This window comes from Bacillus sp. 05T22 (genome assembly GCF_056396765.1).
The window spans coordinates 53,158-75,629 of sequence record NZ_JBFTMC010000021.1 but is presented as its reverse complement, the minus strand read 5'-3'; the positions used below and the strand labels follow the sequence as shown (position 1 = coordinate 75,629).

Here is a 22,472-nt window from a genome sequence, read left to right as displayed (position 1 = left end):
TTGCCGCATTACAATCACTCTCCAGTCTTTTATGATATTTCTATTATAGGGAAATTCGCGTTATTTGTAACGTGATGAAATACTTAATTTTGGAAAATTAACAGGAGGGCAATACTAAAAGTAAATAAGCAAAAACAAAATGAWTGCATTTTAAATTATAATCCGGTATATTAATTGACATATCAATTATTGATGTATCAATTAATATTTGAGATCCTTAATAACGGAGGGGTTATTTGACAAATTCATGCTCAAAGGAAGCCATTATTTTATATAAGCTACACTTTCTAAATAAAGAAGTTAGTTCGAAATTTGAGGGGTGTACTGGTATTAGTCAATCAAGACTAGAGCTGTTACACCAACTATATCAAGTTGAAGAAATGAGTCAAAAGGCGCTTCAACAAGAAGTGAATATTGATAACGCGGCGATTACACGACATTTAAAACAGCTTGAAGCAAATGGAATGATTACAAGACGTAAAAATCCAGATGATAACAGGATTACGCTTGTTCGTTTAACGAAGGACGGACGAGATAAAATCCATGCCTTTCAAGAGGAGAAAGAACGATTCGCAGCTTCTACGTTAAAAGATTTTAGTGAAGAAGAGCGAGATAATCTTTTAAGTATGTTAAATCGCATGCAAAAAAATATAAATGAAGTCTAAATAAGTGACTGAAAAAGGGAGATTACATCTATGAGTAACATAACAAAAACAAATGATTTTACAGAAATTCTTACGGGACGTCGTTCGATTCGTAAATATGATCCATCAGTGAAAATTAGTAAAGAAGAAATGACAGAAATTCTGACTGAAGCAACACTTGCACCATCTTCAGTTAATATGCAACCATGGCGCTTTCTTGTTATTGATAGTGCGGAAGGAAAAGCGACACTTGCGCCGCTTGCTAAATTCAATCAGCTTCAAGTAGAAACATCATCAACTATGATCGCTGTATTTGGTGATTTACAAAACTTTGATAATGCGGAAGAGATTTATGGTACAGCGGTTGAACACGGGTTTATGCCAGCTGAAGTGAAAGAAGATCAAATGCAAAAGCTTTCCGCTTATTTCTCTATGGTTTCACCAGAGGTGATGAAAGATACAGTTTTAATTGATGGTGGTCTTGTAGCTATGCAATTTATGCTGGCAGCTCGCGCTCATGGATATGACACATGTCCAATTGGTGGCTTTGAGAAAGACAAAATTGCTGAAGCATTTGGATTAGATAAAGACCGCTATGTACCAGTTATGTTGATTTCAATTGGAAAAGCAGCTGATAGTGGATACAAATCAGTTCGTCTGCCAATTGATACAATTGCCGAGTGGAAGTAATTTTATAAAGATACGTAGAATATGAGAGGGGAAGCACTATGATTATCATTCACGCAGTATTTCAAGTAGATCCAGCAAAACAACAAGCATTTTTAGAAGAAATTCAACCGTTGATTCATGGTTCAAGAGAAGAAAGTGGAAACGTATCATATGATTTATATAAAGATACTGAAAAAGAAAATGTATATACAATGGTAGAAGTTTGGCAAGATGCAGAAGCGGTTGCTAGCCACAATACGAGTGAACATTTTACTTCTTTTGTTAGTAAAGCAAATCAATTTTTGACAGCTCCATTAGATATTAAGGTTTATGATGGGCAACCAGTAAAATAATAAATACCCCCTCGACTACTCTAAAATAGAGCCCTCGAGGGGGTGTTTTATTTTTTCTTCTTTTTTAAAGTCTTTTGATAGACGTAAAGTTTATTTATTTCTTCTTTAAATTCCCGGAATAGTTCAGTATTCTCCTGATTAGCGTAGCGCACAGTATTGTATGCTTTTATAATTGTATCAATTTCAATAGAGATATCTTCTTCTGTCTGAATTCGCTCCATCCATGCGTCAACCGTTTCACCGCGATTTCTGTTTAAAGGTGGTTTTAATTTCTTTTCTAGTTTGAAAATTTCTTTGCGAATGGCGTTCGTTGGTGGGCGTGTCATTCTAGTTGCTTTTTGTAATATACCTTCTTCTTGCATAACTGTACCAGAGTTATAAAGGGATATATTCTCAAGGTGAAAGGATTTTCTCTTTTTGTACAGCTTCCAAATTACAAATGCAGCAATGATTCCAATGATAGAAGCAGTAACGGATTGAGCAACAAAGGCATCGTATGGGTGATCGGGCTTTGGAAGTTCTGGACTCGTTCCACCTAACTTTTCTATGGCAGCTGTAGCATCATTTGGATTTGTAATAGATAATAAAGCTTCAATACCATAGCCAAAACCAAGTGATACCCAGTAGAAAAGATACGAGAGTACGATGCGTATATACGGAATAAATAAGAAGAACAGAAAACTGATTGTTCCGATTCCTGTGATAGATACAAAACGAATTGCTTTTTGATCTTTATTATAACTAGTAATCCAAAGTGACAGTAGAATAAATAAAGCGAATAAGCCTAGTACCCATAGAGAAGGTAACTTCATTAAATGAAGAAAATAAGAAACAATGAACCATAAAAAGGCACCTAGCATTTTATGGTATGCCGTTAGGTCATCACGTGCATGTACGATGTAAAAGAAGAACGGGAGTAAGATAGAGCTAACGATAGAAAAGATAGAAAATACGTAACAAAGTATAACTTGTAGAATAAATAGTAAAATGAAAGCTCTTCGTTTATTGGTCTTCATTTTATGAATGAGAATCGTACAAAGAAAGCTAATGACTAAAAATAGGATGATGGGAAGTGTTCTTCCTTGCTCCGTCAATAGAGAAAGAAGGAGTAGAAGAAGAAAATCATTAACGTAATGGAGCCATGTTTTCAAGTTGTTCCACCATCCCTTCATCAGTGATGAGATACGTTTGCTGCATCATATTTGGTAAATTGGCTTTTCTTATTCCGACAAAAAATAGTATTGAGGAACGCTCTTTTTTCCTATTCAAATAGTGCAGGAAACTTTCACGAGGGAGTAAAGTACTATCCTCTGAAATTCGGGCAAGTTCTTCTAATGCTTTCGCATATTGTACATGACCATCATTTAATGCGAGATGTAAAGGGCCTTCTTCAGTGAATATGCTAACAAATAATTCAAAAGGAATATTTTTCTCTGTTGCAAATTGACATAAATACGTCGTGTAAGAAATAAGATCCTCGATATTTTCTTTCCAACCAAACCCACGATCTGCTCCTAAGCAAAGAGAAATTGTCCAGCTGTAATTTTTTATCGCTTCATATTGTTTTGCTTGTAAAGTTTGCATTTTAGCAGATGCTTTCCAATGAATACTTCGAAAAGATTCCCTCTCATATTTCTTTATACCAACAATGGAAGATTCATCATGAAAATAAGAAAAGTTTGTTTTATAAGTACCGATTGCTAATTGATGTATCTCCTGTAACCCTGCAACATGCTTTAAAGTAGGATAAACGATAATTTCAGTCTTCAATTTATCTACAGTAGGCAGATGAACTTGAATGATATGAAATGGATCACCTATAATACATTCAAATTGCTCAACTTTAAAAACACCACGCTTTGTAGCTGTAAACGATAGTTCCCATTTTTGTTCTGACTTTGCAGGCTGTGAAAAGCGAAAAGAAAATAACGTTTTAGATATTTGCTCAACACCAGTTGTCTTATTGGGTATTAAGGTTGGATTGATATGTAAAAAGCAAGCACCATTCACTAAAGGAAGCTTAGCTTTGTTTTGTAAATGAATCGATAAACTGCCTGTTTCATCAGGAAATAAGCGTGTTGTTTGTTTTTTATCGATAATTTGAAAATGCTTATCTATGTATGCTGTATAACGATAAATAAAATAAGCAAATAAATAATAAAACAAAAATGGGACAACTAAATATGAATTTGTTACATAGAACGCTAGAAATAAAGCAACTGGAATTGTTAATTTAATAATATGATGCTGGAAAAATAATGGAACAGTTACAATGCGTGTATAATTCATGATTGCTCGATCTCCACAGGAACGTCCACTTCAGTTAAAATACTTTCAATTAACTTCTGTTTTGTTGTTCGCAGCRCACCCTCCATTGATAAAATGAGACGATGTTTCCATACGTAAGGAAGTAAGAATTGTATATCTTCAGGCGTACAGTATTCACGACCATGTAAAAAGGCCAATGCTTGTATCGCCCTGACTAAGGCAAGTGTTGCACGCGGGCTGACACCGTTGGCGATATAATCATGATTTCGTGTAGCGTTGGCTAGTTGAATGATATAGTACTCTAACGATTCAGATACGTATATTTCATTTACTTTTTGTTGTACTTGTAAAATTTCTTCTAAAGTGATAACGGAACGAATGGCATCTAAAGGCTTGTTATTTCGAAAACGGCGCATCATTTTTAGTTCATCTTCTGGAGAAGGATAGCCAATTGAAATGGTCATTAAAAAACGATCTAGCTGTGCATCCGGAAGAGGGAAAGTCCCTTGTGATTCAATAGGATTTTGCGTTGCAATAACAAAGAACGGTTTAGGAAGAGGTGTGGACTGCTTTTCGAGTGTGACTTGACGCTCTTCCATTGCTTCTAATAAACTAGATTGTGTTCTAGGCATAGCACGATTTATTTCATCCGCTAACAATATATTTGTCATGACTGGCCCAAATCTTAATTCGAATTCACTCGTTTTAGGATTGAAATATTCAATCCCTGTCACGTCACTCGGAAGCACATCGGGAGTGAATTGAACGCGAGAAAATCCGCCGCCAATACTTTTTGCAATTGTTTTAGCGAGTAATGTCTTTCCAGTACCAGGTACATCCTCAAGCAATACATGACCATCCGCAAGTAATGAAACAAGGAGTAAATCAACCACGTTTTCTTTTCCGACAAAAACAGAACTTATATTTTCTTTTAATGTATTTATCATATGTATCATCCTTTCAAAAGTAGGCAATTGTATTGTTATATTTTAACAAATTTTTCTGAAAATTAATATAATAATATTTTTGTATAGAATAAATATAAAATTCCTAAGAAAAATTTCATTTTTAGTTGTATTTATTTGGAATACGCTATACAATATCGATATACGATGTATCGCTAGTCGATATATCATATATCGATGTATCGGAGGTAGTTATAATGAGTGTGAAAGCGCAGAAATATATTCCATTAACAGAGGCAACCTATTATATTTTGTTGTCATTAGTGAAACCTTTGCATGGCTATGGGATTATGCAAATGGTGGAAGAAATGACGAATGGAGAAGTAAAACTCGGACCTGGTACGTTATATGGGAATACGACAAAGTTATTGAAAGAAAAACTGATTGTAGAAGTAGCCTCTACAGAGAGAAAGAAATGTTACGTGTTAACTCCATTTGGGAGAGAAGTGTTAGAACTTGAATTTAAAAGGTTACAACGTTCTGTTCAAAATGGGGGAAATATTTTAGGAGAGTGAAGACAGTATGGAGATAAAGAAGACATTAAAATTTTTTGCGGCGTGGAACCTAGAAAAAGAAGAGGCGTATTTAAGAAAAATGCACCAAAAGGGCTGGGCATTCCAAAACTACAATTTTATGTACACATTCAAGAAAACGGAGCCGAAGGATGTTGTTTATAAAGCCGATTTCAAACTGGATAATCGAAACTCACAAATGAATCAAAAAGAATACATTGAAATATATGAGATGTCTGGTTGGAAGCATGTAACCAGCTTTACGAAATGGCACAATTTTTGTAAAGAAGTAGATGATGATAATGAATTACCTGATATTTATTCTGAGAAAGAAACGAAGATTGAAAAACTTATGGATTTAATGAGATTTTTTGCGATTATCTTTGTCATTGAGATGCTAGGGATGTATTTGAATTACTTAGGACCTTCAGAAGCCAATAGTCCCGTTTGGATAAAACTTGTGCTGGGGCTTTGCGGATTTATAAATGTATATGTATTTGTAAGGTTATTTTGGAAGATACGAAAATTGAAAAAAGAGGTTTTGTGAATGACTCGGTTCTAAAACAATAGTACAGTTGCATCTCACTGAGTGTTACTTCGAACAGTTCCTCACGATTGTATGTGACCATAGGATCTATTTATCCATCCATGCTACTACATATAACAATTGATTTACTTGTACTCGTTCGATTATTTGTATTAAAGGGGAAAGTAACTTTACAGTGAGTTTTAAGAATATATGGAGAATGAAAAAAACGTTGCTTGGAAAACAAGTGGCGTTTTTTATTGGTTTAAGAAAGATTTTTTAAGGAACTTTTATAGGAGTATATGTAGTTTTTGAATGATTTTTCTGAAATGAAAGATTATTCTGTTATAATTATACGTAAATGGGATTTGTTGTATGTGAATATGATTGGGGGAAGAAATGTGAAAAGACTTTATAAACTGACATTGATATGTATCATTTTTATTTTTTGCAATGCTTGTAGTACACAAACAGAAACAACGAAAACAGAGAACAAGAATGTAAGTCAGAAAGAAAATAAGAAAAGAAATAATGAAAAACAGGTTGTTCATTCTATTCCTGTTACATTTGAAGATATGGCGAAATATCCGAATGGAAAATATAACGGAAAGTATAAAGTGGGGCTATTAGACATATCGAAAGAATCGGAACCTATTATGAAAGAGGTGGCTCGTGATACGGAATCGAATATAAAATCTGTCGATTTGAAGAATAAATCTAATAGTGAGCAAGCAGAATTATATGTACATACGATGTATAGCTTGTTAAAGCAGGATATTACACCACTTGATAAAATACCGTTACAAATTTTAGAGATAGGTGGATTTGAGGAGAAAGAAAAGAGCAGTACTGGTACGAAGGGGGAGCAAGAAAATAAAGAGAATAGTGGAAACTATAACATTGAAATACTATTAGATGCTAGTGGTAGTATGGCTGGTAAAGTTGATGGGAAAATGAAGATGGATATTGCAAAAGAGGCAATTCAGCAGTTTGTTTCCGGTTTACCAGAGACAGTTAATGTTTCGTTACGAGTATATGGACATAAAGGATCAAATGAGGAAAAGGATAAAGCGGCTTCATGCGGAGCGATTGAAAATGTATATACATTACAAAAGTATGATCAAACGACGTTTCGTCAATCATTAGATGGGTTTCAACCCGTAGGATGGACACCGCTTGCTGAAGCAATTAAAAAATCGACAGAAACGTTTCAATCTGCAAAAACAGACGATAAAAATATAATGTATGTTGTAAGTGATGGAGTAGAAACATGTGGAGGAAACCCGGTTGAAGAGGCAAAAAAAATTTCAAATTCAAACATAAAACCTATTATGAATATTATTGGATTTCAAGTAGATCATGAAGCGGAAAAACAGCTCAAAGAGATCGCGGAAGTAAGTAAGGGGAAATACGTACTAGCAAATAATGCAAAAGAGTTACAAGATCAGTTTGAAGAAACAGGAAAAGATATTACGAGTCGTAGATTAAAGGCTGGTGGAGCTCAAGTAGATTTAAATATGGCTAGCATCAGTGATAAAATGAAACTTGATGAATATGAACGGAAAACGAAAGAAAATATAAGAAGCGTTCAGATTGCTATGAAGTATACAGTTACAATCCTATATAAAGACGAAAAAATGAGTCAACAGTTAGCTGATGAAATAGAGAAAAGGATAAACGATTTAACTAAGAAGCAGGAGAAACAAGTGGAAATGGCATATAGTCAATTCCAAGAAAAAATAAAAAAACATTATGAAGAGATGAGTAGGTCGATTAAAAGCGAGTAATTGATAGATAATCCAAAAGGTAATGAGGGATTTTATGTTACCTTTTGGATTAGGAAATATGAATCAAGTTTCCAAGTGTTAGAATGATTGGTTTTGCGCAGGTTTAATAAATTGTTCTGGGTTTTCAACAAGCCCGCATACTGCACATTGGACACGATAGGAAGGTCCTTGATATGCCATATGAAAAGCATTCATTGTTTCGTTTGTATATTCTTCTTCAATTTGACCAGTTTGTGGATTTAACTTTACTGGTTTTATTTGCTGCTCAAGAATATTAAAGCGAGTGCGATTTGTTTTACAACTTGGGCAAAGCATTGGTTCCATATGTATACACCTCCATTTTTAGCATCTCTTTATATGAAGAAATTTATTCAAAAGCAAAAGTTATTGATGTACAAGCAGTTATATTTAACCATCCTTGTAAAAAAAGTTTCTCAACATAAATCGTCGATTATTATATTTAAAATTCAGAAAAGATAAAATACAATAAAAGTATGAACTGGTTATGTCCAAACCAATCTCCTGTTTTATGCCAATATGTTTGAGACCGAGAAATCGGTCTTCTTTTTTTTGTTTATAATTATGAATACTGTCATATAAACAAKGTTTTCTACGTCCTTTGTCGAATTTTTAGAAGAGAATTTGAAAGGGGGATTACAATGAACTTAAAAATGAAATATGTCATTTTATATGTGGAGCGATATGAAGAATGTCTTCGGTTTTATAAAAATCTTTTATGCTTACCGATAAAAGGCGAACATGGTACATACATTGAGTTTGATACCGGAGCAACAATTTTAGCGATGAATAGTAGAGAGGATGTACGAGAGTTAACGGGATTATCAATTCCAAAGGGTGAATCAGAATCCTCTAATTTTGAAATTGGATTTGTTGTGGAGGATGTTAACGAAACGATTTCGGGATTAAGAGAAAAAGGTGTAAAGGTATTAGTGGAGCCAATAACGAAACCATGGGGGCAAACCATTGCTTATGTGTCTGATCCAGATGGTAATTACATAGAAATTTGTAACTCATTAGAGTAGAGGGAGAAAAGAGAATGGGATTTCCAATCTTAGAAACTGAGCGTTTAAAATTACGGGAATTAACATTATTAGACGCTGAAACAATGTTTTATTATTTTGAGAAGGAGTCTGTTATCCGTTACTTTGGTATGGACTCTTTTCAAAATATGGAACAAGTGAAAAATACGATTCAAACTTTTAGAAAAAGGTATGAAGAGGGAAATGTTTTACGCTGGGGGATAGAGCTAAAAGGAACAAATCAATTAATTGGTACATGCGGATTTCATTTAATCAATCCAAATCATAAGAGAGCCGAAATTGGCTATGAATTAGATGATACATATTGGGGAAAAGGGTATGCATCTGAGGCTTTACAGGCAATTCTTACATATGGATTTGAAACATTGCAGCTAATAAGGATTGCAGCAGTTGTTTATACAGAAAATGAAGCTTCACATCGATTACTGAAAAAGGCTGGATTTCAAGAAGAAGGATTACTTCGAAAATATATGATTCAAAATGGTGTAGCTCATGATACTGTAATCTATTCATTATTAGAAGAAGAGTGGAAAAGATAATGAATTCAAACGAATTAGTAAAAGTGATTGCTGAAAATACAAGTAATCGTTTTATTCTAGGTATAGATGGTCTGAGTCGTTCGGGAAAAACAACATTAGTCAAGCAGCTAGAAGACGAATTGAAACAAAAAGATATTCCATTTCATATTTTTCATATTGATGATCATATTGTGGAGCGTAGCAAGCGCTATAATACGAAACATGAAGAATGGTATGAGTATTATCAACTACAATGGGATGTTGAATGGTTGCAACAGCATTTGTTTCATAAATTAAGGTTGGAAAATCAGCTAAACCTTCCGTTCTATGATCATCAAACGGATTTCTGTGAAATGAGAGAGGTAATCATACCTAATCCTTGTGTGATCGTAATTGAAGGAGTGTTTCTTCAGCGTAAAGAGTGGCGAGAATACTTTGATTATATGGTGTATTTGGATTACCCAAGGGAACAAAGGTTTCTTCGTGAAAATGAAGAAACACAAAAGAATCTCCTAAAGTTTGAACATAGATATTGGAAAGTCGAGGATTTTTACTTGAAAGTGGAAAGTCCGCAGCAAAATGCTGATCTAGTTTTAAAGGGATAGAGACAATGTTTATCAACCTAGGAATGAGAATTTAGTGCATTTTCAGCTTAAGAATGTTAGTTCTTTCGTTTTGGAGGATTAGAATTTTTAAAGTAACAAAAAACATTAGGTTAATTCTAGTGTTTTTTGTTTTTCTACCTATAAATAAGGATTAAATATGTCGAATTATTTATTGCTATGGCAAATTAGTTAAAGTGAGGTTTATATAACATGATTCGATTGATTATGGAAAAAGATGCAGAACCCTTTTTAGAATTATGTAAAAAGATTGATGAAGAAACGGAATTTATGTTATTTGAGGAAGGGGAAAGAACTACTACTATAGAACAGCAACAAAATACGATCAAAAAAATAACTCAATCTTCAAATTCAGCTATTTTTGTTGCTGAGATTGAAGGTAAATTAGTAGGATATTTGATGGCAATTGGTAGTAAACCAAAAAGAACTAGACATAGTGTTTATATTGTTGCTGGTGTAACAAATGAAAATAACGGAAAAGGAATTGGAACCCAGTTATTTAAAGAACTTGAAAATTGGGCAAAAGCGATTGATGTAATTAGATTAGAGTTGACGGTAAGGATAAATAATACATCAGCAATTTCTTTATATAAAAAACTAGGTTATGAGATTGAGGGAATAAAAAAAGCTTCTTGTATTATTGATGGAAACTTAGTTGATAGTTATTATATGTCTAAGATTTTGAAATGTATGTAAAACGAAATTTTTCTAAACATTCATTTTTAAAAATAGGTTTATTTTAGAAGTTGTGCTATTAAACTAACGATGCAGGTTAGTAAATGAAGAGACAAAGAAGTTACAATGCTACCGTTTAAATAAAAGTGTTCTTGTAAATTGAGAGTGTAAGGGGAAAGCAGGATGCTAGAAAATCGTGTTAGGTTGAATGGAGGATTTAATAACGACGTTTTTTATATTAAAGAGAAAGAAAGGGTAGTTAGAATTTCTGATAAGAGTAAAACAAAGGAGATGGTTTTACAAGAAATAGAGTGGATGAACTTTTTATATGAAAAAGGTGTACATGTACCTAAGTCAGTAATTCCTTTAGAGTGTGAGGACGAACGGGTTAAAACATATTTTGAATTTATTAAGGGTGATCAAATTGATGTTACAAATAAATCCCACTGGAATGAAAAGATTTTTAAAAAACTCGGTAAAAATTTAGGGAGAATGCATGCACTATCCAAAGGTTTTAAATTACAAACAATACAACGTCCTGAATGGAAAGTGGAAAGTCCTGATGTCTTTGATATTAGAAGAAAGTTAGATCCATGGATTAAGGAGAAATATGAAAAGTTGGTACACAATCTAACTTCATATATTATTACTCCTGATACTTTCGGACTTATTCATAATGACTATCATCAAGGAAACTTAATTATTAATGAGGAAGGTCGTATAACTACAATTGACTTTGATGACTGTGCATTTAATTGGTATGCTCAAGATATTGCAGTAGCTTTCTATCATGCTTATTGGCAACATAGCTCCTTTAATGGCAATACACATTCTTTTTGTGATATATTTATGAGTAATTTTTTTGCAGGATATAAAACAGAAAATATGCTTCATAAGGATATAATTATACAAATTCCTATTTTCTTAAAAATAAGAGAGATTTATTTGTATCAATTATTCATACAAAAATGGGATATGAATAATTTAGAAGAATGGCAAGAATACACCTTACATAGCTTAGAAGACAAAATCAAGAATCAAGTACCATATGCAGGTATAAATGATTTTTCTATTTTTTTATCCCGCATTAACGGGCAGTAGTAGCTATTTGAAGCAGATCTGTTTAATGAAGAATCATTTAAGGAAATTGTTCGTGGCTTTGAAGTATGGTGGACAAGTTTAGCAGGTGGCTTCTCATTAGAACGTTCTGTCGATGAGTATGGACAACAGCTTTATAATGACTTGGTTTTGTACCTTGAACAAAACCAAATAGAGCCTTTAAAGCAATTGCATATTAGTTTAATTTATGACGAATGTGTATTAGCGTAAACAAAAAGCAACTCCAAAATCAATTTTTATTGTATATTTTGGAGTTACTYTACGTTTACTTTTATCATTGGTTAAATCGCTCTTATCTAAAAGACCATAACCATAAATCACAGCATTAGCTAATAAAATTCCTAATAAACTAAAGCCTCTTAAAGAGTCTATTATTTTAATTCTTTCTTTTTGCACGTGAATGAACATACATAGACCAATTTAAATTGTTGTTAGCTAAAATAATCCTCTTTTTCCTTTCTGTTTGATTAGGTAAGAGATACCTTCTATATGGTCGCCGATAATTTGTTTTGTTGCTGAAGAAAGTTCTCCTTTTTTAGCGAAATGTTTTTCTGGTCGTATACGATTCATTTTATCTACCTCAACAGAATGGACATTTTGAATGTTTAAACCCGATAGAATTGTTTTTACTTGCGCAATGACGGGGGAAACAAGTACATCAAATCCAATTTCATCAATACCTTTTCGGCTAAAAGCATGAGGGATTGCAACTGGTGAACCAACCCCTAAATCTTTTCGGTCACATGCCAGGTTAACAGCATATTTACAGGCTGTCACAATATAGACTGGAGCACGTTTCATAAGATATTCTAAATTATTTAATGCTAGGTCTGTACCATTTTGAATCGCGTGGACAAATGGTAGTAGATCTTGCGAAGGAATAATAATATCACCATCAATAAAAAGTAAAATATCACCTTTTGCGAAATATGCCCCTATAGCCCGTCCTGTATCATTTCCAAGTTTTTCATCATAAACAATGACAGTTGCTCCGCTCTTTTTTACAATTTCTTCTGTATGATCTGTCGTTCCATTAACTACTACGATGATTTCTAAGGGTTCTAGTTTTCGTACCTCCTGAATTACGGCTTCAATCGTTCTATCTTCATTATAGGCAGGGATGATAACTGATAATTGTTTTCCTGCATAAATATTAGAGTGCTTTCCCCAACCAGTAATGATTTTCGGCATAGGTTCTAGTTTGTTTGATTTTAAATTCTCAATGATATCTCTTCTTCTATTTTCATCAGAATAATTTAGCCTTGAGTCGTTAGTCTCATGTATCCAATCTGCAATTGTTTCAATATGATTCCCGATAATTCTTTTTTCACTAATGGAAAGAGTTGTAGGGGTATTTTTATGTTGTTTGGGGTGAACTCGATTAATAGTTACTACATCAATTGACATATGACGAGAGATGCGGAATTGATGTTGAATAATTTTTAATTGTGCATAAATCGGATTTTTTAAACTATCAGAATGAATTTTTTTGATGACTTCCTTTGTCATAGCATGAGGCACAGCAACAAGTGAATCTGAATTTAAATTAGGACAATGTAAGAAGTGATTCATAACTTGTTTCCAAATTGTGATTGAGTGAGGAGGGTACACTTTTTTAAAAATATAATCTAAGTTATTTAATACAACATCTGCAGTTCCTTCTACTAAAGGTTCAAGAAATTGATTTAATGTGGAAGAAGAAATAGTAAAATCGGCATCGATGAATAGTAAGATGTCGCCTTTTGCTTCTTTCGCTCCTATAGCTCGGCCAACATTGTGCCCTAATCGCTCTTTATATATAAGGACTTTACAATTATGATTTTTAGCAATCTCTATAGAACGATCTGTACATCCGTTAGCAACAGCAATAATTTCCATAGGATTCAATTGTTGACATGATTCTAAAACACTAGATAATGTTTTTTCCTCATTGTAAACAGGAATAATAATCGAAACAGTTTTTTTGTTCATATTCATGCTCCTTATTAAATTTTAATATTATCCTTCGATATACATAGTTTATGTAATATTAAGATAGATGGTTAGGGTTATTTAAATAGGAATAGATATTTAGGCTGAATAATAGTTTTTGAATGAATTAAAGAATCTCCGCAACTTAATATCCGCATATACCGTTCCCTCCTTTTGGCTAATGCATATTGTATTAATTAGAAAGGGGGGAATAGATATGGCGTGTACTACGAACAATCTTTGTTTTAATATATGTCTTAAGATTGTAATTACTCCAGGAAATGGGGTAGTAACAAATGTGAATTGTGGTGATGTATGTGGGACAAGCCCTACCATTGAAATAACGCCTGATGGAGCAATTGTAATTACGTTACCATTAGTCGCATGTTTCTCTATCACATTAAATGATGATCTAAGTGTTTCTACCCTATTAACAAGCCTTTCTTTTCATACTTCTTAAATAGGGCATCTTTATTGAACATGAATTAGATGTATATGTAAGGAAATCAGAGGCTGATTCAAAAGATTAATACAAACAATAAATTAATATCTATGTAAGCAAATTTCACAAATAGTTGCAGCGAATAGACAAAGGTTTGTATAGGGAGAGATTCGGATAAAATCAAGATATATTCCCAGTTTATTGCTTTTGAACAGCCTCTATTAATTTGACACTTGTATAATCTATGAAGAATACAAAAAATAAAATATAATTTGAGAAAGGAAGACGGGAATAAAAATGAATGATCGAAGTATCATCACAATTATTGGGTTAGGTTATGTAGGGCTTCCTTTAGCAATCCATTTTGCCAAACGAGGATATATGATAATCGGACTTGATAAAGATAAAAAAAAAATTGAAATGCTCAAAAAAGGGGAGAGTTATATTTCAGATGCCTCTTCAATAGAATTGCAACAATTATTAGAAAATAAAAAACTGATTGTACACACTCCTAGTGAAGGGATAAAAGATTTTCAAAATAGTAATTATGTGATTGTAACCGTTCCAACTCCTCTTGATTCAAGAAATGAACCTGATTTAAGTGCGCTTTTATCTGTATCACACTATATTAAGCAAAATCTTCAAAAAGGACAAACCTTCATTTTTGAAAGTTCCACCTATCCAGGTACATTAGAAGAAGCGATAATTCCAATCATTGCTGAAACAGGTAATAAGGTTGGAAAAGACTTCTACATTGGATACTCTCCTGAACGAATTGATCCATCCAATCAACAGTACACAGTACAATCTATTCCAAAAGTCATTAGTGGTCAAACGGAGATGTGTAAGCAAAAAGTACAACAATTATATAGCTCCGTCTTTGATACGATTGTCCCTGTTAGTTCACCAAAGGTTGCTGAGATGTGTAAGCTTTTTGAAAATATTCAGCGTTTAGTTAATATTTCTTTAGTAAATGAATTAAATATATTATGCAAAAAAACAAACATTGATTTTCATGAAGTGCTAGAAGCAGCAGCAACGAAACCATTTGGGTATACCCCATATTGGCCGGGGCCAGGAATCGGTGGACATTGTATCCCTGTCGACCCAATTTATTTTCAATGGAAAATGAAACAATATGGTTTAAAAAGTCAATTAATTGAAGCAGCTCATTTAATTAATGAAGAGATGCCAATAGAAGTTGTAAAGCAAGTAAAAGAAGCAACCAAACCTTCAGGAAATATTTTAGTTGTTGGAATTGCTTATAAGAAGGATGTAAATGATTTGAGGGAATCTCCTGCTCTTAAAATTATGCAACTTTTAGTGGAAGAAGGGTTTAGCATCCAATATCACGACCCGTATATTTCTAATGTGAAAATCGGGAACAGAATTTATCATTCGATCCCTTTGGAAGAGATAACAGTAAAACAAGCGGATTCTGTATTAATTTTAACCGATCATTCCACTATTGATTGGGAAATTCTAAAATCAATAAATCATATTATAGATACACGTGGAATTACGAAGAAAGCAAGTGTATAAGTAAATACTGTTTGAAAGGATTGAATCTACGAAACTATGTAGCATATGGACAAAATGATGGTAATGTCATTAGAGGAAAATATGTGGAAAAACCAGGGGAATATTATTTATATATCTATAAGTATGAAAATGGTACTTATTTATTAAACGTAAACTTCATAATGATGTTGGTTGGGAAACATTATTGTGTCCCAGTGTTACACCAACCACTTCACTTATTTTGGGTGACCATCTTGAGGGATTTTCGCATTTATTTCAAGTTCAAAAAGAATAAATTAGACAAATTTGGAGAGGTGGATATTGTTGCTAAGTCAATATAAAAAAATAAAAATTTCATATGATGAATTAGATAAAATCTCACTGAATAGGATAGAGCCCTTTATATTGCATATCGAATGGAATAATGTGTGTTATGAATTTTTAATTCGAATTAAACCCAATGCTTCTAATGTTCTTGTATTTGGTTCAGGAGCAGGAGGATTTCAAGAAGAATCAATTGGTCCACCCATTTTTCACAGGCATTCTTGGATGGTAGAGTTTGAAGATACTGTGATTTATTATAATGATCCAACTTTATATCTTGGAGAAATATCTTTAGGTTGGGGACAGGGGACGATAGATAGATTCTACCTAAAGGATATTGCAATAATACTAATGAAAATATTTAAAAAATTAAAATTCAATCAGAAAAATGTATTATTTTACGGGAGCTCAGGTGGGGGCTTCATGTCTTTAATACTAGCAGGATATGTAAAAGGCTCGACAGCGTTAGTTAATAATCCACAAACAATTTTAACTAATTGGATACCGGTACCAGTAAATCAAGTGTTTAGCTTGTCTTACCCAGGTTATTCTAGGGAGTACATTGAAAAACATTTTGGGTACCGAATTAATGTTATAGATTTTTATAAAAAAATTAAATATGTACCAAATATATATTTTTTACAAAATGTTGCGTTCGAGTTTGATGTAAAGAATCATTTAATGCCTTTTATTTCTCAATTGAAAGAGATGGATGAAAATCTAGCTGTAAATACAATTCAAATAGATTTATATTATGACAAAAAGGCAGGTCATGCAGCTGTCGGGAAAAATGAAACAATTGGATATATAAATAAGATAAAACCCAATAAAAATATGGAAGGAATTAAATCATAGGAGGTGGTTAAATCGCTTAAGCAATTTAAGAGGATAGATATTAGATTCAACCAAATTGAAGAAATGTCTATTATTACATCAGAACCATTTCTTTTAAATGTTCAATGGGATGAAGTAAGTTATGAATTTTTAATTCGTATTAAACAAAAGTCACCAAATGTCATTATATTAGGATCGGGGGCAAGTGAAAATCAGCATCCACCTATCTTTCAGAGGTACACATGGATGGAAGAATTCGATGATTCTTTAATTTTTTATAATGATCCTACTCTTTATTTAGGTAATATTAATTTAGGATGGGGACAAGGAACTATTGAGCGATTCTACTTGAAAGAAATAGCCATCATTTTAGAGAAATTAATACAAAAGCTGAATGTAGCAAATGAAAATATACTGTTTTACGGAAGCTCCGGAGGGGGCTTCATGTCTTTAATATTAGCAGGGTATATAAAAGAGTCCTGTGCATTAGTAAATAATCCTCAAACCATCTTAACAAACTGGTATATAGATCCCCTCAAACAGGTATTTAATATTTCTTATCCCAATCTGTCTTTGGAGGAGATTAACCACTTATTTGCTGAAAGAATAAATGTTATAGCATTTTATAATCAAATAAAACATGTACCACGCATTTATTATTTACAAAATATAGCCGCAGAATTTGATATGAAGAATCATCTAGAGCCCTTTGTTGATGGATTACAACAAATAGATGAAAATTACCATGTAAACCCAGTAAAAATAGATTTGTATTTTGATAAACGTTCGGGTCATATTCCATTAGAGAAAAATAAAATTCTCCGTTATATAAATTTAATAAAACAATAATAGTAACTACAATTTGTATAATATTTTATTTGTTATTTTGAAAAGAAGTATAATCTAAACTCATTTAAAGAAGGAAATTTAGACAAGCAGGAGAATGAAAAGCTATCTTTCGTTTTCAAGAATAATAAAAAATACTATCTCCAAATTGGAGGTAGTATTTTTTAAAACATTTTTATAGAAGTGTGGAATTACGTAATTTTTTTATATCAACTTTGTTTCTTATTTGTTTATTACCTATAAAATCTTGGTATATGRAGAAGAGGAATTTGCACAATTGGTAACAGTTACCCATTATTAATTAAGTATCCTTTTAAAGGATTAAAAAGAAGTGTAGAAAAAAATGATAATAAATATGTATCTATAGGTCCAATAAAGGAGTGAGGATATGTGTCAAATGAGAGTGCGCTAGATAAAAATATTGCTAGGTATATAAATGAAACAACTATGTTGCACAAACCGTACAATGAATTGTATAAGAAAAATACGATCGTTACAGTAAAGGTAGAAAATGTAGTGAAATATGGTGTTTTTGTACAGATCCAGGATGAAAACAAGGGTAGAGGTTTATTGCATATAAAAAAGTTGCAAAACATGTTTGTTAAACGTATTGAGGATTTTTTGCAAATTGGAGATATAATTGAAGACGTTAAAATAATTGATGTTACTCATGAAAGTCTGTCATTCTCAACCCTACATTTAAAATTAGAACGAAAATACTCAGAAGAAATACACGATAAAACAGATATACAAGAGATTAAAGATAGAATTGCACAAAGAGTTGGTATTATTTCAAAGGATACTGAGAAGAGAATTGAAAACTTTATTAAGGAGCAGGGAATTGTACCATTTGTAATGGCCATGAGTAAGGTTATAGATGATTTTAATTATGACCTATCAATTAAATTGGTTGAGGAAATTGAAAGAAAGGCGCGTGATTACCTTTAACACAAAAATAAAAATAATTATTACGGATCATGCAAGTGATACTTTTAATAATCGTAATGAAGAAGAATGTATAGAAGCTTCTGTTTATAATGCAAAAATCATATTAAAAAACAAGAATCATATTTACATGAAGAATAATTCTTTAAAGTATCCATGTTTGATAGTAGGTCAAGATTTAATTGTTAAGTCGACCATTAAAGAAAATATGAAAATGATACCTTATGTTTTTATAGTCTTGAATATAAGTTTCCCATTATTTTTTTAATAGGTGTCTTTTCATAAAAAAACCTTCACATGTAGTATGTAAGGAGATTATCTCATGGGTTATTTACAAATAGTAGGTGGGGAATATTTGACGCTTAAAAAGCTAGCAAAATGCTAGCTTTTTGTATTTCTAATATTTGTATCATTTTTAATACGACGTGACATAATACCAATTTTTCTCGATTTTTGTGATTTCTTTATATTCGCTATTAAAATCATTTTTGTTTGGTTTTATATCATTTGGTGTGTAAATAAACCCTGAAAAGTTATCTAATATACCACGATAAGTAAAAAAGAAAACTAAGGTACCATTTTTATTATGCTGTATAAGTACATCTCCACCGCCTTTTGAAGTAGCTGCAAATCGTTCAGGTAAATGAATTTGTCTACTATCATGATTAATATTAGGAGTTAACTCTTTGCGATTTATAAGTTCTACAACTTCTTTACGGTTTTCTTTGTAGAATATAAAATCTAGTTTTAGATAGATTAGTGTAAATGGTGTACATAGCCAAATAACTATTATCGTTATTTGAATAATAAAAGGTTTCCAACTTTTATATTTGATAACATGTATAATCGTAAGGATTAACATTACGAAAAACCATCCGTGAATTGCTATCGATAAAAACGGCATAGCAAATGGCGTAAGAAATTCTACTAAATACCATTGAAAAAAATGATAGAGAATAAGAATGAGACCACTTGTTATTGTAATTTTTGTTAAGTTTTTATTCATATTCTGTATGTCCTTTCCATCATGAAAAACATATCATTTTAGTGAAAATGTTCCGAATTGTTGTATTTTTATTATATTATAAATTAAATATGTGACAAAGGATAGATAAGGCATAAATGTTTTTGCCTTATCTATCCTTTTCTTGGTTTTATCCCGCATTAACGGACAGTAACACTCCCACCTCAAAATTCAACGCAAGCAAAGAAGTTAGGTGGGAGATGAACTGTCCGTAAAAGCCCGATTCGTTCAACTAATAATCAGTGGGGGATGAAGAAAACCCCCACTGATTAAAGTTTCACTTTATATAATGTGCAATATGTTAATTTACGAGTCTTTTTTGAAAAGTTTTAAATTCTAAAAATATAAAAGGATAAATTCGATATTTATAGAACTTAAAATAATAACAAAATAAGGAGGGGTAGAATGGAAGTATTGAATTTGACAAGTAGAAAAAGGGAGATATATGACGTTCAAATCAAGTATTCATTACTGTTTGAATGTGTACTCGGGATTGCGGCAATTACTCATAAGAGACTTATTGATACGTTAGAAAAATCTCAAAGTGAGTGGGAGGAGATAAGACAATCATTATCAGCGGAAATGATAGAGCAGTTACATTTCGTGGAGAAACATAACACGTGGAAAGCGTTGTTACAACTATTATACCAAGAAGATTTTACGAATTTACCTGAGTTTATCCAGTATGTAACCACGCTATCAGAAGAAGATTTAAAGTATATATGCATTCCATTTATCGGCTATACATACCAAGAAAAAAGAAAGAAGGCAGCAAATGGGGAGATGAAGGCAGTACAGGAATTAAAAGAGATAACAAGTAGCAATCCATTTTTCCCTGCTTATATTGATTTCATCTGTAAAGCGGATATAAAAATGCTTAAAGAGCATTTCATTGCAGTGATGACAGGCTGGTATGAAGCTATTATTGAACCGGAAGCAGAAAAGCTATCACTTATACTAAAACAAGACTATGAAACGAAATGTAAAATGAACGAAAAGATGAAGGCCGAAGAATTTGTTGAATGGGCAACAGGCGGTGTTACCTATTCTCCAGAGCCAAGTGTACATCATGTCCTTCTTATCCCGCAATACACGTATCGACCTTGGAATATCGAAGCAGATATAGAAGATACAAAAATATTTCATTATCCAATCGCAAATGAAAGTATACATCCAGAAGATCCATATCAGCCAAGTTATTTTTTAGTTCATAAACATAAGGCTTTAGGTGATGAAGCAAGATTGAGAATTGTAAAATTGTTATTTGAAAAAGATCGTACATTGCAGGAGATAACGGAACAATTAAATCTTGGGAAGTCAACAATTCATCATCATTTGAAAATTTTAAGATCTGCGAAGTTAGTTGATATTCAAGATGCAAAGTATATTTTGAAAAAGAAAGCATTAGAGACTATATCGAAAGAGTTGGAATTCTATTTAAATCATTAATTATGAATTTGTACATCCAAAGGTAAAAGATAAAATAATTTTACTTTTATAGAATATGCACAATAGGAGGAGAACTAAAAAGAAAAGTTGGTGCAAAATGGGGAGAAATATTTTAAAAAATCGATCGTTTTTCTTTATGTGGATTGGTAGCGCGATTTCTGAATTAGGCGGTGCATTTGGTACCCTATGTAATTCCATTCTTATTTATCAATTAACGGGCTCGAAAATGGCCTTAGGAAGTATGTGGCTACTTTACTTTATCCCATCGCTTCTTTTACAGCTTGTCATTGGTCCTTTCATTGATAAGTGGAGCCGGAAATGGATTATGATTGTATCTCAGTGGACACGTGGGCTAGCTTTTTTACTCCCTCTATGTATGATAATCATTGGAAATATAGAAACATGGCATATTTTTGTTGTACAAATAATTGTAGGCTTAATCACTCCATTTTACGTACCAGCCAATCAAGCGATTACACCGACAATTGTATCTAAGGAAGAACTACAAACAGCGAATGCTTATATCGATGGAATGGTTCGTCTTATGATGTTTTTAGCCCCTGTATTAGGGGGAATTGTTATTGAGTTTATAGGAGTAAAGCTAACATTGTTTTTCGTTTGTTTATTTCTATTTATAAGTGGTACTTTACTATTATTTATACAGGAACATAGAGTAGCTCAAACAATTCGTAAAAGTTGGCTAAAACAATCTATTGAGGGATTCACCTATTATTTTAAACAACCCATTATCGTTTGGTTAGGTGTTTTTCTCACATTTGTTCAATTTGGAGTCGGTGTGACGATGGTTATTAATCTTCCATATATAATAGATGAACTCTCAGCAAGTTATGCTGATTATGGATATTTTATGGCAGGTTTTCCCCTTGGGTATGTAATTGGCTCTATACTTGTTGGGAAAGTGCAGTACCATAGTCGGCGTCTTCTCATGCTTGGGGCGCTATTGATAGGAGGAATCACATATATTTCACTAAGCCTAAATCATAGCATCATTTTAGCAGTTATGATTGAAGTTGTAGCGGGCGTATGTATGGCATTTTTTAATGTCCATAACACGACAATATGTCAACAAATTGTACCAAATGATAGGATGGGGAAAGTATTTTCGATACGCTTATTTTTAATAAGAGGTGCGATGCCACTAGGTGTTTTAGTTGGAGGAGTATTGAGTGAGATATGGGGAGTGAGGGCGTTATATGTACTAATTGGATCTATCATATGTGTAACTTCTTTAGCTGGAATGCTACTCCCGTATTTTAAATTTCTCGATGAATCTATTCGAGAAAAATCAGCTTAATAGCCTTGTTGTATAATTTAAATGAAATGTTTTAATTGAAAATAATTATCATAATCAATTATAATAAAGGAATACGAGTGT

At 32.5% G+C, this 22,472-nt stretch carries 23 protein-coding genes and 3 pseudogenes; 20 read left to right on the top strand and 6 right to left on the bottom strand.

From position 1 onward, the window contains the following. Positions 1-236 precede the first annotated feature (236 nt). From AC1DIT_RS09740 to AC1DIT_RS09730, 3 genes are read left to right on the top strand one after another with little or no spacing between them, the layout of a single operon-like run. Entirely contained in the window at positions 237-665 is a 429-nt protein-coding gene (locus AC1DIT_RS09740) for a MarR family winged helix-turn-helix transcriptional regulator (protein ID WP_016115274.1), read from the top strand. Positions 666-695: 30 nt separating this feature from the next. After that, positions 696-1,334: a nitroreductase family protein gene (locus AC1DIT_RS09735; protein ID WP_016115273.1), complete on the top strand. Its 639-nt coding sequence runs from the start codon at positions 696-698 to the stop codon at positions 1,332-1,334. A 38-nt stretch (positions 1,335-1,372) separates the two neighbouring features. Then, a complete protein-coding gene (locus tag AC1DIT_RS09730; RefSeq protein WP_016115272.1) occupies positions 1,373-1,666 on the top strand; it encodes a putative quinol monooxygenase in 294 nt (97 codons plus the stop codon). 47 nt (positions 1,667-1,713) lie between these two features. Here AC1DIT_RS09730 and AC1DIT_RS09725 read toward each other — a convergent pair whose 3' ends face one another. Genes AC1DIT_RS09725 through AC1DIT_RS09715 form a run of 3 tightly spaced genes read right to left on the bottom strand, consistent with a single transcriptional unit; the run spans position 1,714 to position 4,881 of the window. Further along, positions 1,714-2,817: a DUF4018 domain-containing protein gene (locus tag AC1DIT_RS09725; protein ID WP_016115271.1), complete on the bottom strand. Its 1,104-nt coding sequence runs from the start codon at positions 2,815-2,817 to the stop codon at positions 1,714-1,716. Next, positions 2,792-3,955, bottom strand: coding sequence for a DUF58 domain-containing protein (locus AC1DIT_RS09720; RefSeq protein WP_016132950.1), 1,164 nt, complete (start codon positions 3,953-3,955; stop codon positions 2,792-2,794). Before AC1DIT_RS09720 ends, AC1DIT_RS09725 begins: the two co-directional genes overlap by 26 nt. After that, on the bottom strand, positions 3,952-4,881 hold the full coding sequence (locus tag AC1DIT_RS09715; RefSeq protein WP_476998162.1) for an AAA family ATPase: 930 nt from the start codon (positions 4,879-4,881) through the stop codon (positions 3,952-3,954). The genes AC1DIT_RS09720 and AC1DIT_RS09715 overlap by 4 nt, the downstream gene beginning before the upstream one ends. A gap of 215 nt (positions 4,882-5,096) precedes the next feature. Between AC1DIT_RS09715 and AC1DIT_RS09710 the strand changes: the two genes are divergently transcribed. The 3 genes from AC1DIT_RS09710 (at position 5,097) to AC1DIT_RS09700 (ending at position 7,724) form a co-directional block, all read left to right on the top strand. Beyond that, positions 5,097-5,414 carry a PadR family transcriptional regulator gene (locus tag AC1DIT_RS09710; RefSeq protein ID WP_016115268.1) on the top strand — a complete coding sequence of 106 codons (318 nt, stop codon included), beginning with the start codon at positions 5,097-5,099 and terminating at the stop codon, positions 5,412-5,414. A gap of 7 nt (positions 5,415-5,421) precedes the next feature. Then, a complete protein-coding gene (locus tag AC1DIT_RS09705; protein WP_016115267.1) occupies positions 5,422-5,958 on the top strand; it encodes a DUF2812 domain-containing protein in 537 nt (178 codons plus the stop codon). A 380-nt stretch (positions 5,959-6,338) separates the two neighbouring features. Then, positions 6,339-7,724, top strand: a complete 1,386-nt coding sequence (locus tag AC1DIT_RS09700) for a vWA domain-containing protein (protein WP_154214592.1) — start codon at positions 6,339-6,341, stop codon at positions 7,722-7,724. A 78-nt stretch (positions 7,725-7,802) separates the two neighbouring features. Here AC1DIT_RS09700 and AC1DIT_RS09695 read toward each other — a convergent pair whose 3' ends face one another. Continuing rightward, positions 7,803-8,048, bottom strand: coding sequence for a hypothetical protein (locus AC1DIT_RS09695; RefSeq protein WP_003198313.1), 246 nt, complete (start codon positions 8,046-8,048; stop codon positions 7,803-7,805). A 335-nt stretch (positions 8,049-8,383) separates the two neighbouring features. Here AC1DIT_RS09695 and AC1DIT_RS09690 point away from each other — a divergent pair, with 335 nt between their 5' ends. The 6 genes and pseudogenes from AC1DIT_RS09690 to AC1DIT_RS09665 form a co-directional block, all read left to right on the top strand. Beyond that, positions 8,384-8,767: a VOC family protein gene (locus tag AC1DIT_RS09690; protein ID WP_016115265.1), complete on the top strand. Its 384-nt coding sequence runs from the start codon at positions 8,384-8,386 to the stop codon at positions 8,765-8,767. Positions 8,768-8,781: 14 nt separating this feature from the next. Next, entirely contained in the window at positions 8,782-9,324 is a 543-nt protein-coding gene (locus tag AC1DIT_RS09685; protein ID WP_016115264.1) for a GNAT family N-acetyltransferase, read from the top strand. Continuing rightward, positions 9,324-9,908, top strand: a complete 585-nt coding sequence (locus AC1DIT_RS09680) for a kinase (RefSeq protein WP_016132948.1) — start codon at positions 9,324-9,326, stop codon at positions 9,906-9,908. Before AC1DIT_RS09685 ends, AC1DIT_RS09680 begins: the two co-directional genes overlap by 1 nt. A gap of 210 nt (positions 9,909-10,118) precedes the next feature. Beyond that, positions 10,119-10,622 (top strand): GNAT family N-acetyltransferase, encoded by a 504-nt coding sequence (locus tag AC1DIT_RS09675; protein WP_016115262.1) that lies wholly within the window; start codon positions 10,119-10,121, stop codon positions 10,620-10,622. Positions 10,623-10,784: 162 nt separating this feature from the next. Then, positions 10,785-11,702: a phosphotransferase enzyme family protein gene (locus tag AC1DIT_RS09670; RefSeq protein WP_016115261.1), complete on the top strand. Its 918-nt coding sequence runs from the start codon at positions 10,785-10,787 to the stop codon at positions 11,700-11,702. Positions 11,703-11,705: 3 nt separating this feature from the next. Then, a pseudogene (locus AC1DIT_RS09665) lies at positions 11,706-11,930 on the top strand (hypothetical protein); the annotation flags it as partial. Positions 11,931-12,155: 225 nt separating this feature from the next. On the opposite strand, the gene AC1DIT_RS09660 reads toward AC1DIT_RS09665, so the two are convergent. Next, positions 12,156-13,691 carry a glycosyltransferase family 2 protein gene (locus tag AC1DIT_RS09660; RefSeq protein WP_016132947.1) on the bottom strand — a complete coding sequence of 512 codons (1,536 nt, stop codon included), beginning with the start codon at positions 13,689-13,691 and terminating at the stop codon, positions 12,156-12,158. Between the two features lie 217 nt (positions 13,692-13,908). On the opposite strand from AC1DIT_RS09660, the gene AC1DIT_RS09655 reads away from it, so the two are divergent. The 6 genes and pseudogenes from AC1DIT_RS09655 (at position 13,909) to AC1DIT_RS09630 (ending at position 18,606) form a co-directional block, all read left to right on the top strand. Continuing rightward, positions 13,909-14,151 (top strand): hypothetical protein, encoded by a 243-nt coding sequence (locus AC1DIT_RS09655; RefSeq protein WP_016115258.1) that lies wholly within the window; start codon positions 13,909-13,911, stop codon positions 14,149-14,151. Positions 14,152-14,430: 279 nt separating this feature from the next. After that, positions 14,431-15,675 carry a nucleotide sugar dehydrogenase gene (locus AC1DIT_RS09650; RefSeq protein WP_016132946.1) on the top strand — a complete coding sequence of 415 codons (1,245 nt, stop codon included), beginning with the start codon at positions 14,431-14,433 and terminating at the stop codon, positions 15,673-15,675. 23 nt (positions 15,676-15,698) lie between these two features. Further along, positions 15,699-15,827 (top strand): annotated as a pseudogene (locus AC1DIT_RS09645) (PPC domain-containing protein); the annotation flags it as partial. Positions 15,828-15,960: 133 nt separating this feature from the next. Further along, positions 15,961-16,818: pseudogene (locus AC1DIT_RS09640) on the top strand (glycosyl transferase); the annotation flags it as partial. A 78-nt stretch (positions 16,819-16,896) separates the two neighbouring features. Continuing rightward, positions 16,897-17,661 carry a glycosyl transferase family 2 gene (locus AC1DIT_RS09635; protein WP_229161723.1) on the top strand — a complete coding sequence of 255 codons (765 nt, stop codon included), beginning with the start codon at positions 16,897-16,899 and terminating at the stop codon, positions 17,659-17,661. A 387-nt stretch (positions 17,662-18,048) separates the two neighbouring features. Next, positions 18,049-18,606, top strand: coding sequence for a S1 RNA-binding domain-containing protein (locus AC1DIT_RS09630; protein WP_016115253.1), 558 nt, complete (start codon positions 18,049-18,051; stop codon positions 18,604-18,606). 412 nt (positions 18,607-19,018) lie between these two features. On the opposite strand, the gene AC1DIT_RS09625 is transcribed toward AC1DIT_RS09630, so the two are convergent. Then, positions 19,019-19,609, bottom strand: coding sequence for a hypothetical protein (locus AC1DIT_RS09625; protein ID WP_016115252.1), 591 nt, complete (start codon positions 19,607-19,609; stop codon positions 19,019-19,021). A gap of 423 nt (positions 19,610-20,032) precedes the next feature. Between AC1DIT_RS09625 and AC1DIT_RS09620 the strand changes: the two genes are divergently transcribed. Continuing rightward, a complete protein-coding gene (locus AC1DIT_RS09620) occupies positions 20,033-21,076 on the top strand; it encodes an ArsR/SmtB family transcription factor (RefSeq protein WP_016115251.1) in 1,044 nt (347 codons plus the stop codon). 97 nt (positions 21,077-21,173) lie between these two features. Further along, positions 21,174-22,391: an MFS transporter gene (locus AC1DIT_RS09615; RefSeq protein ID WP_016115250.1), complete on the top strand. Its 1,218-nt coding sequence runs from the start codon at positions 21,174-21,176 to the stop codon at positions 22,389-22,391. The last annotated feature ends 81 nt before the right edge of the window (positions 22,392-22,472 follow it).

Coding starts and splice junctions, on each gene's coding strand:
- AC1DIT_RS09615 (WP_016115250.1), top strand. CDS start 21,174: ATGGGGAGAAATATTTTAAAAAATCGATCGTTTTTCTTTATGTGGATT.
- AC1DIT_RS09650 (WP_016132946.1), top strand. CDS start 14,431: ATGAATGATCGAAGTATCATCACAATTATTGGGTTAGGTTATGTAGGG.
- AC1DIT_RS09635 (WP_229161723.1), top strand. CDS start 16,897: ATGTCTATTATTACATCAGAACCATTTCTTTTAAATGTTCAATGGGAT.
- AC1DIT_RS09620 (WP_016115251.1), top strand. CDS start 20,033: ATGGAAGTATTGAATTTGACAAGTAGAAAAAGGGAGATATATGACGTT.
- AC1DIT_RS09685 (WP_016115264.1), top strand. CDS start 8,782: ATGGGATTTCCAATCTTAGAAACTGAGCGTTTAAAATTACGGGAATTA.
- AC1DIT_RS09695 (WP_003198313.1), bottom strand. CDS start 8,048: ATGGAACCAATGCTTTGCCCAAGTTGTAAAACAAATCGCACTCGCTTT.
- AC1DIT_RS09690 (WP_016115265.1), top strand. CDS start 8,384: ATGAACTTAAAAATGAAATATGTCATTTTATATGTGGAGCGATATGAA.
- AC1DIT_RS09705 (WP_016115267.1), top strand. CDS start 5,422: ATGGAGATAAAGAAGACATTAAAATTTTTTGCGGCGTGGAACCTAGAA.
- AC1DIT_RS09655 (WP_016115258.1), top strand. CDS start 13,909: ATGGCGTGTACTACGAACAATCTTTGTTTTAATATATGTCTTAAGATT.
- AC1DIT_RS09625 (WP_016115252.1), bottom strand. CDS start 19,609: ATGAATAAAAACTTAACAAAAATTACAATAACAAGTGGTCTCATTCTT.
- AC1DIT_RS09680 (WP_016132948.1), top strand. CDS start 9,324: ATGAATTCAAACGAATTAGTAAAAGTGATTGCTGAAAATACAAGTAAT.
- AC1DIT_RS09675 (WP_016115262.1), top strand. CDS start 10,119: ATGATTCGATTGATTATGGAAAAAGATGCAGAACCCTTTTTAGAATTA.
- AC1DIT_RS09710 (WP_016115268.1), top strand. CDS start 5,097: ATGAGTGTGAAAGCGCAGAAATATATTCCATTAACAGAGGCAACCTAT.
- AC1DIT_RS09735 (WP_016115273.1), top strand. CDS start 696: ATGAGTAACATAACAAAAACAAATGATTTTACAGAAATTCTTACGGGA.
- AC1DIT_RS09670 (WP_016115261.1), top strand. CDS start 10,785: ATGCTAGAAAATCGTGTTAGGTTGAATGGAGGATTTAATAACGACGTT.
- AC1DIT_RS09660 (WP_016132947.1), bottom strand. CDS start 13,691: ATGAACAAAAAAACTGTTTCGATTATTATTCCTGTTTACAATGAGGAA.
- AC1DIT_RS09730 (WP_016115272.1), top strand. CDS start 1,373: ATGATTATCATTCACGCAGTATTTCAAGTAGATCCAGCAAAACAACAA.
- AC1DIT_RS09720 (WP_016132950.1), bottom strand. CDS start 3,955: ATGAATTATACACGCATTGTAACTGTTCCATTATTTTTCCAGCATCAT.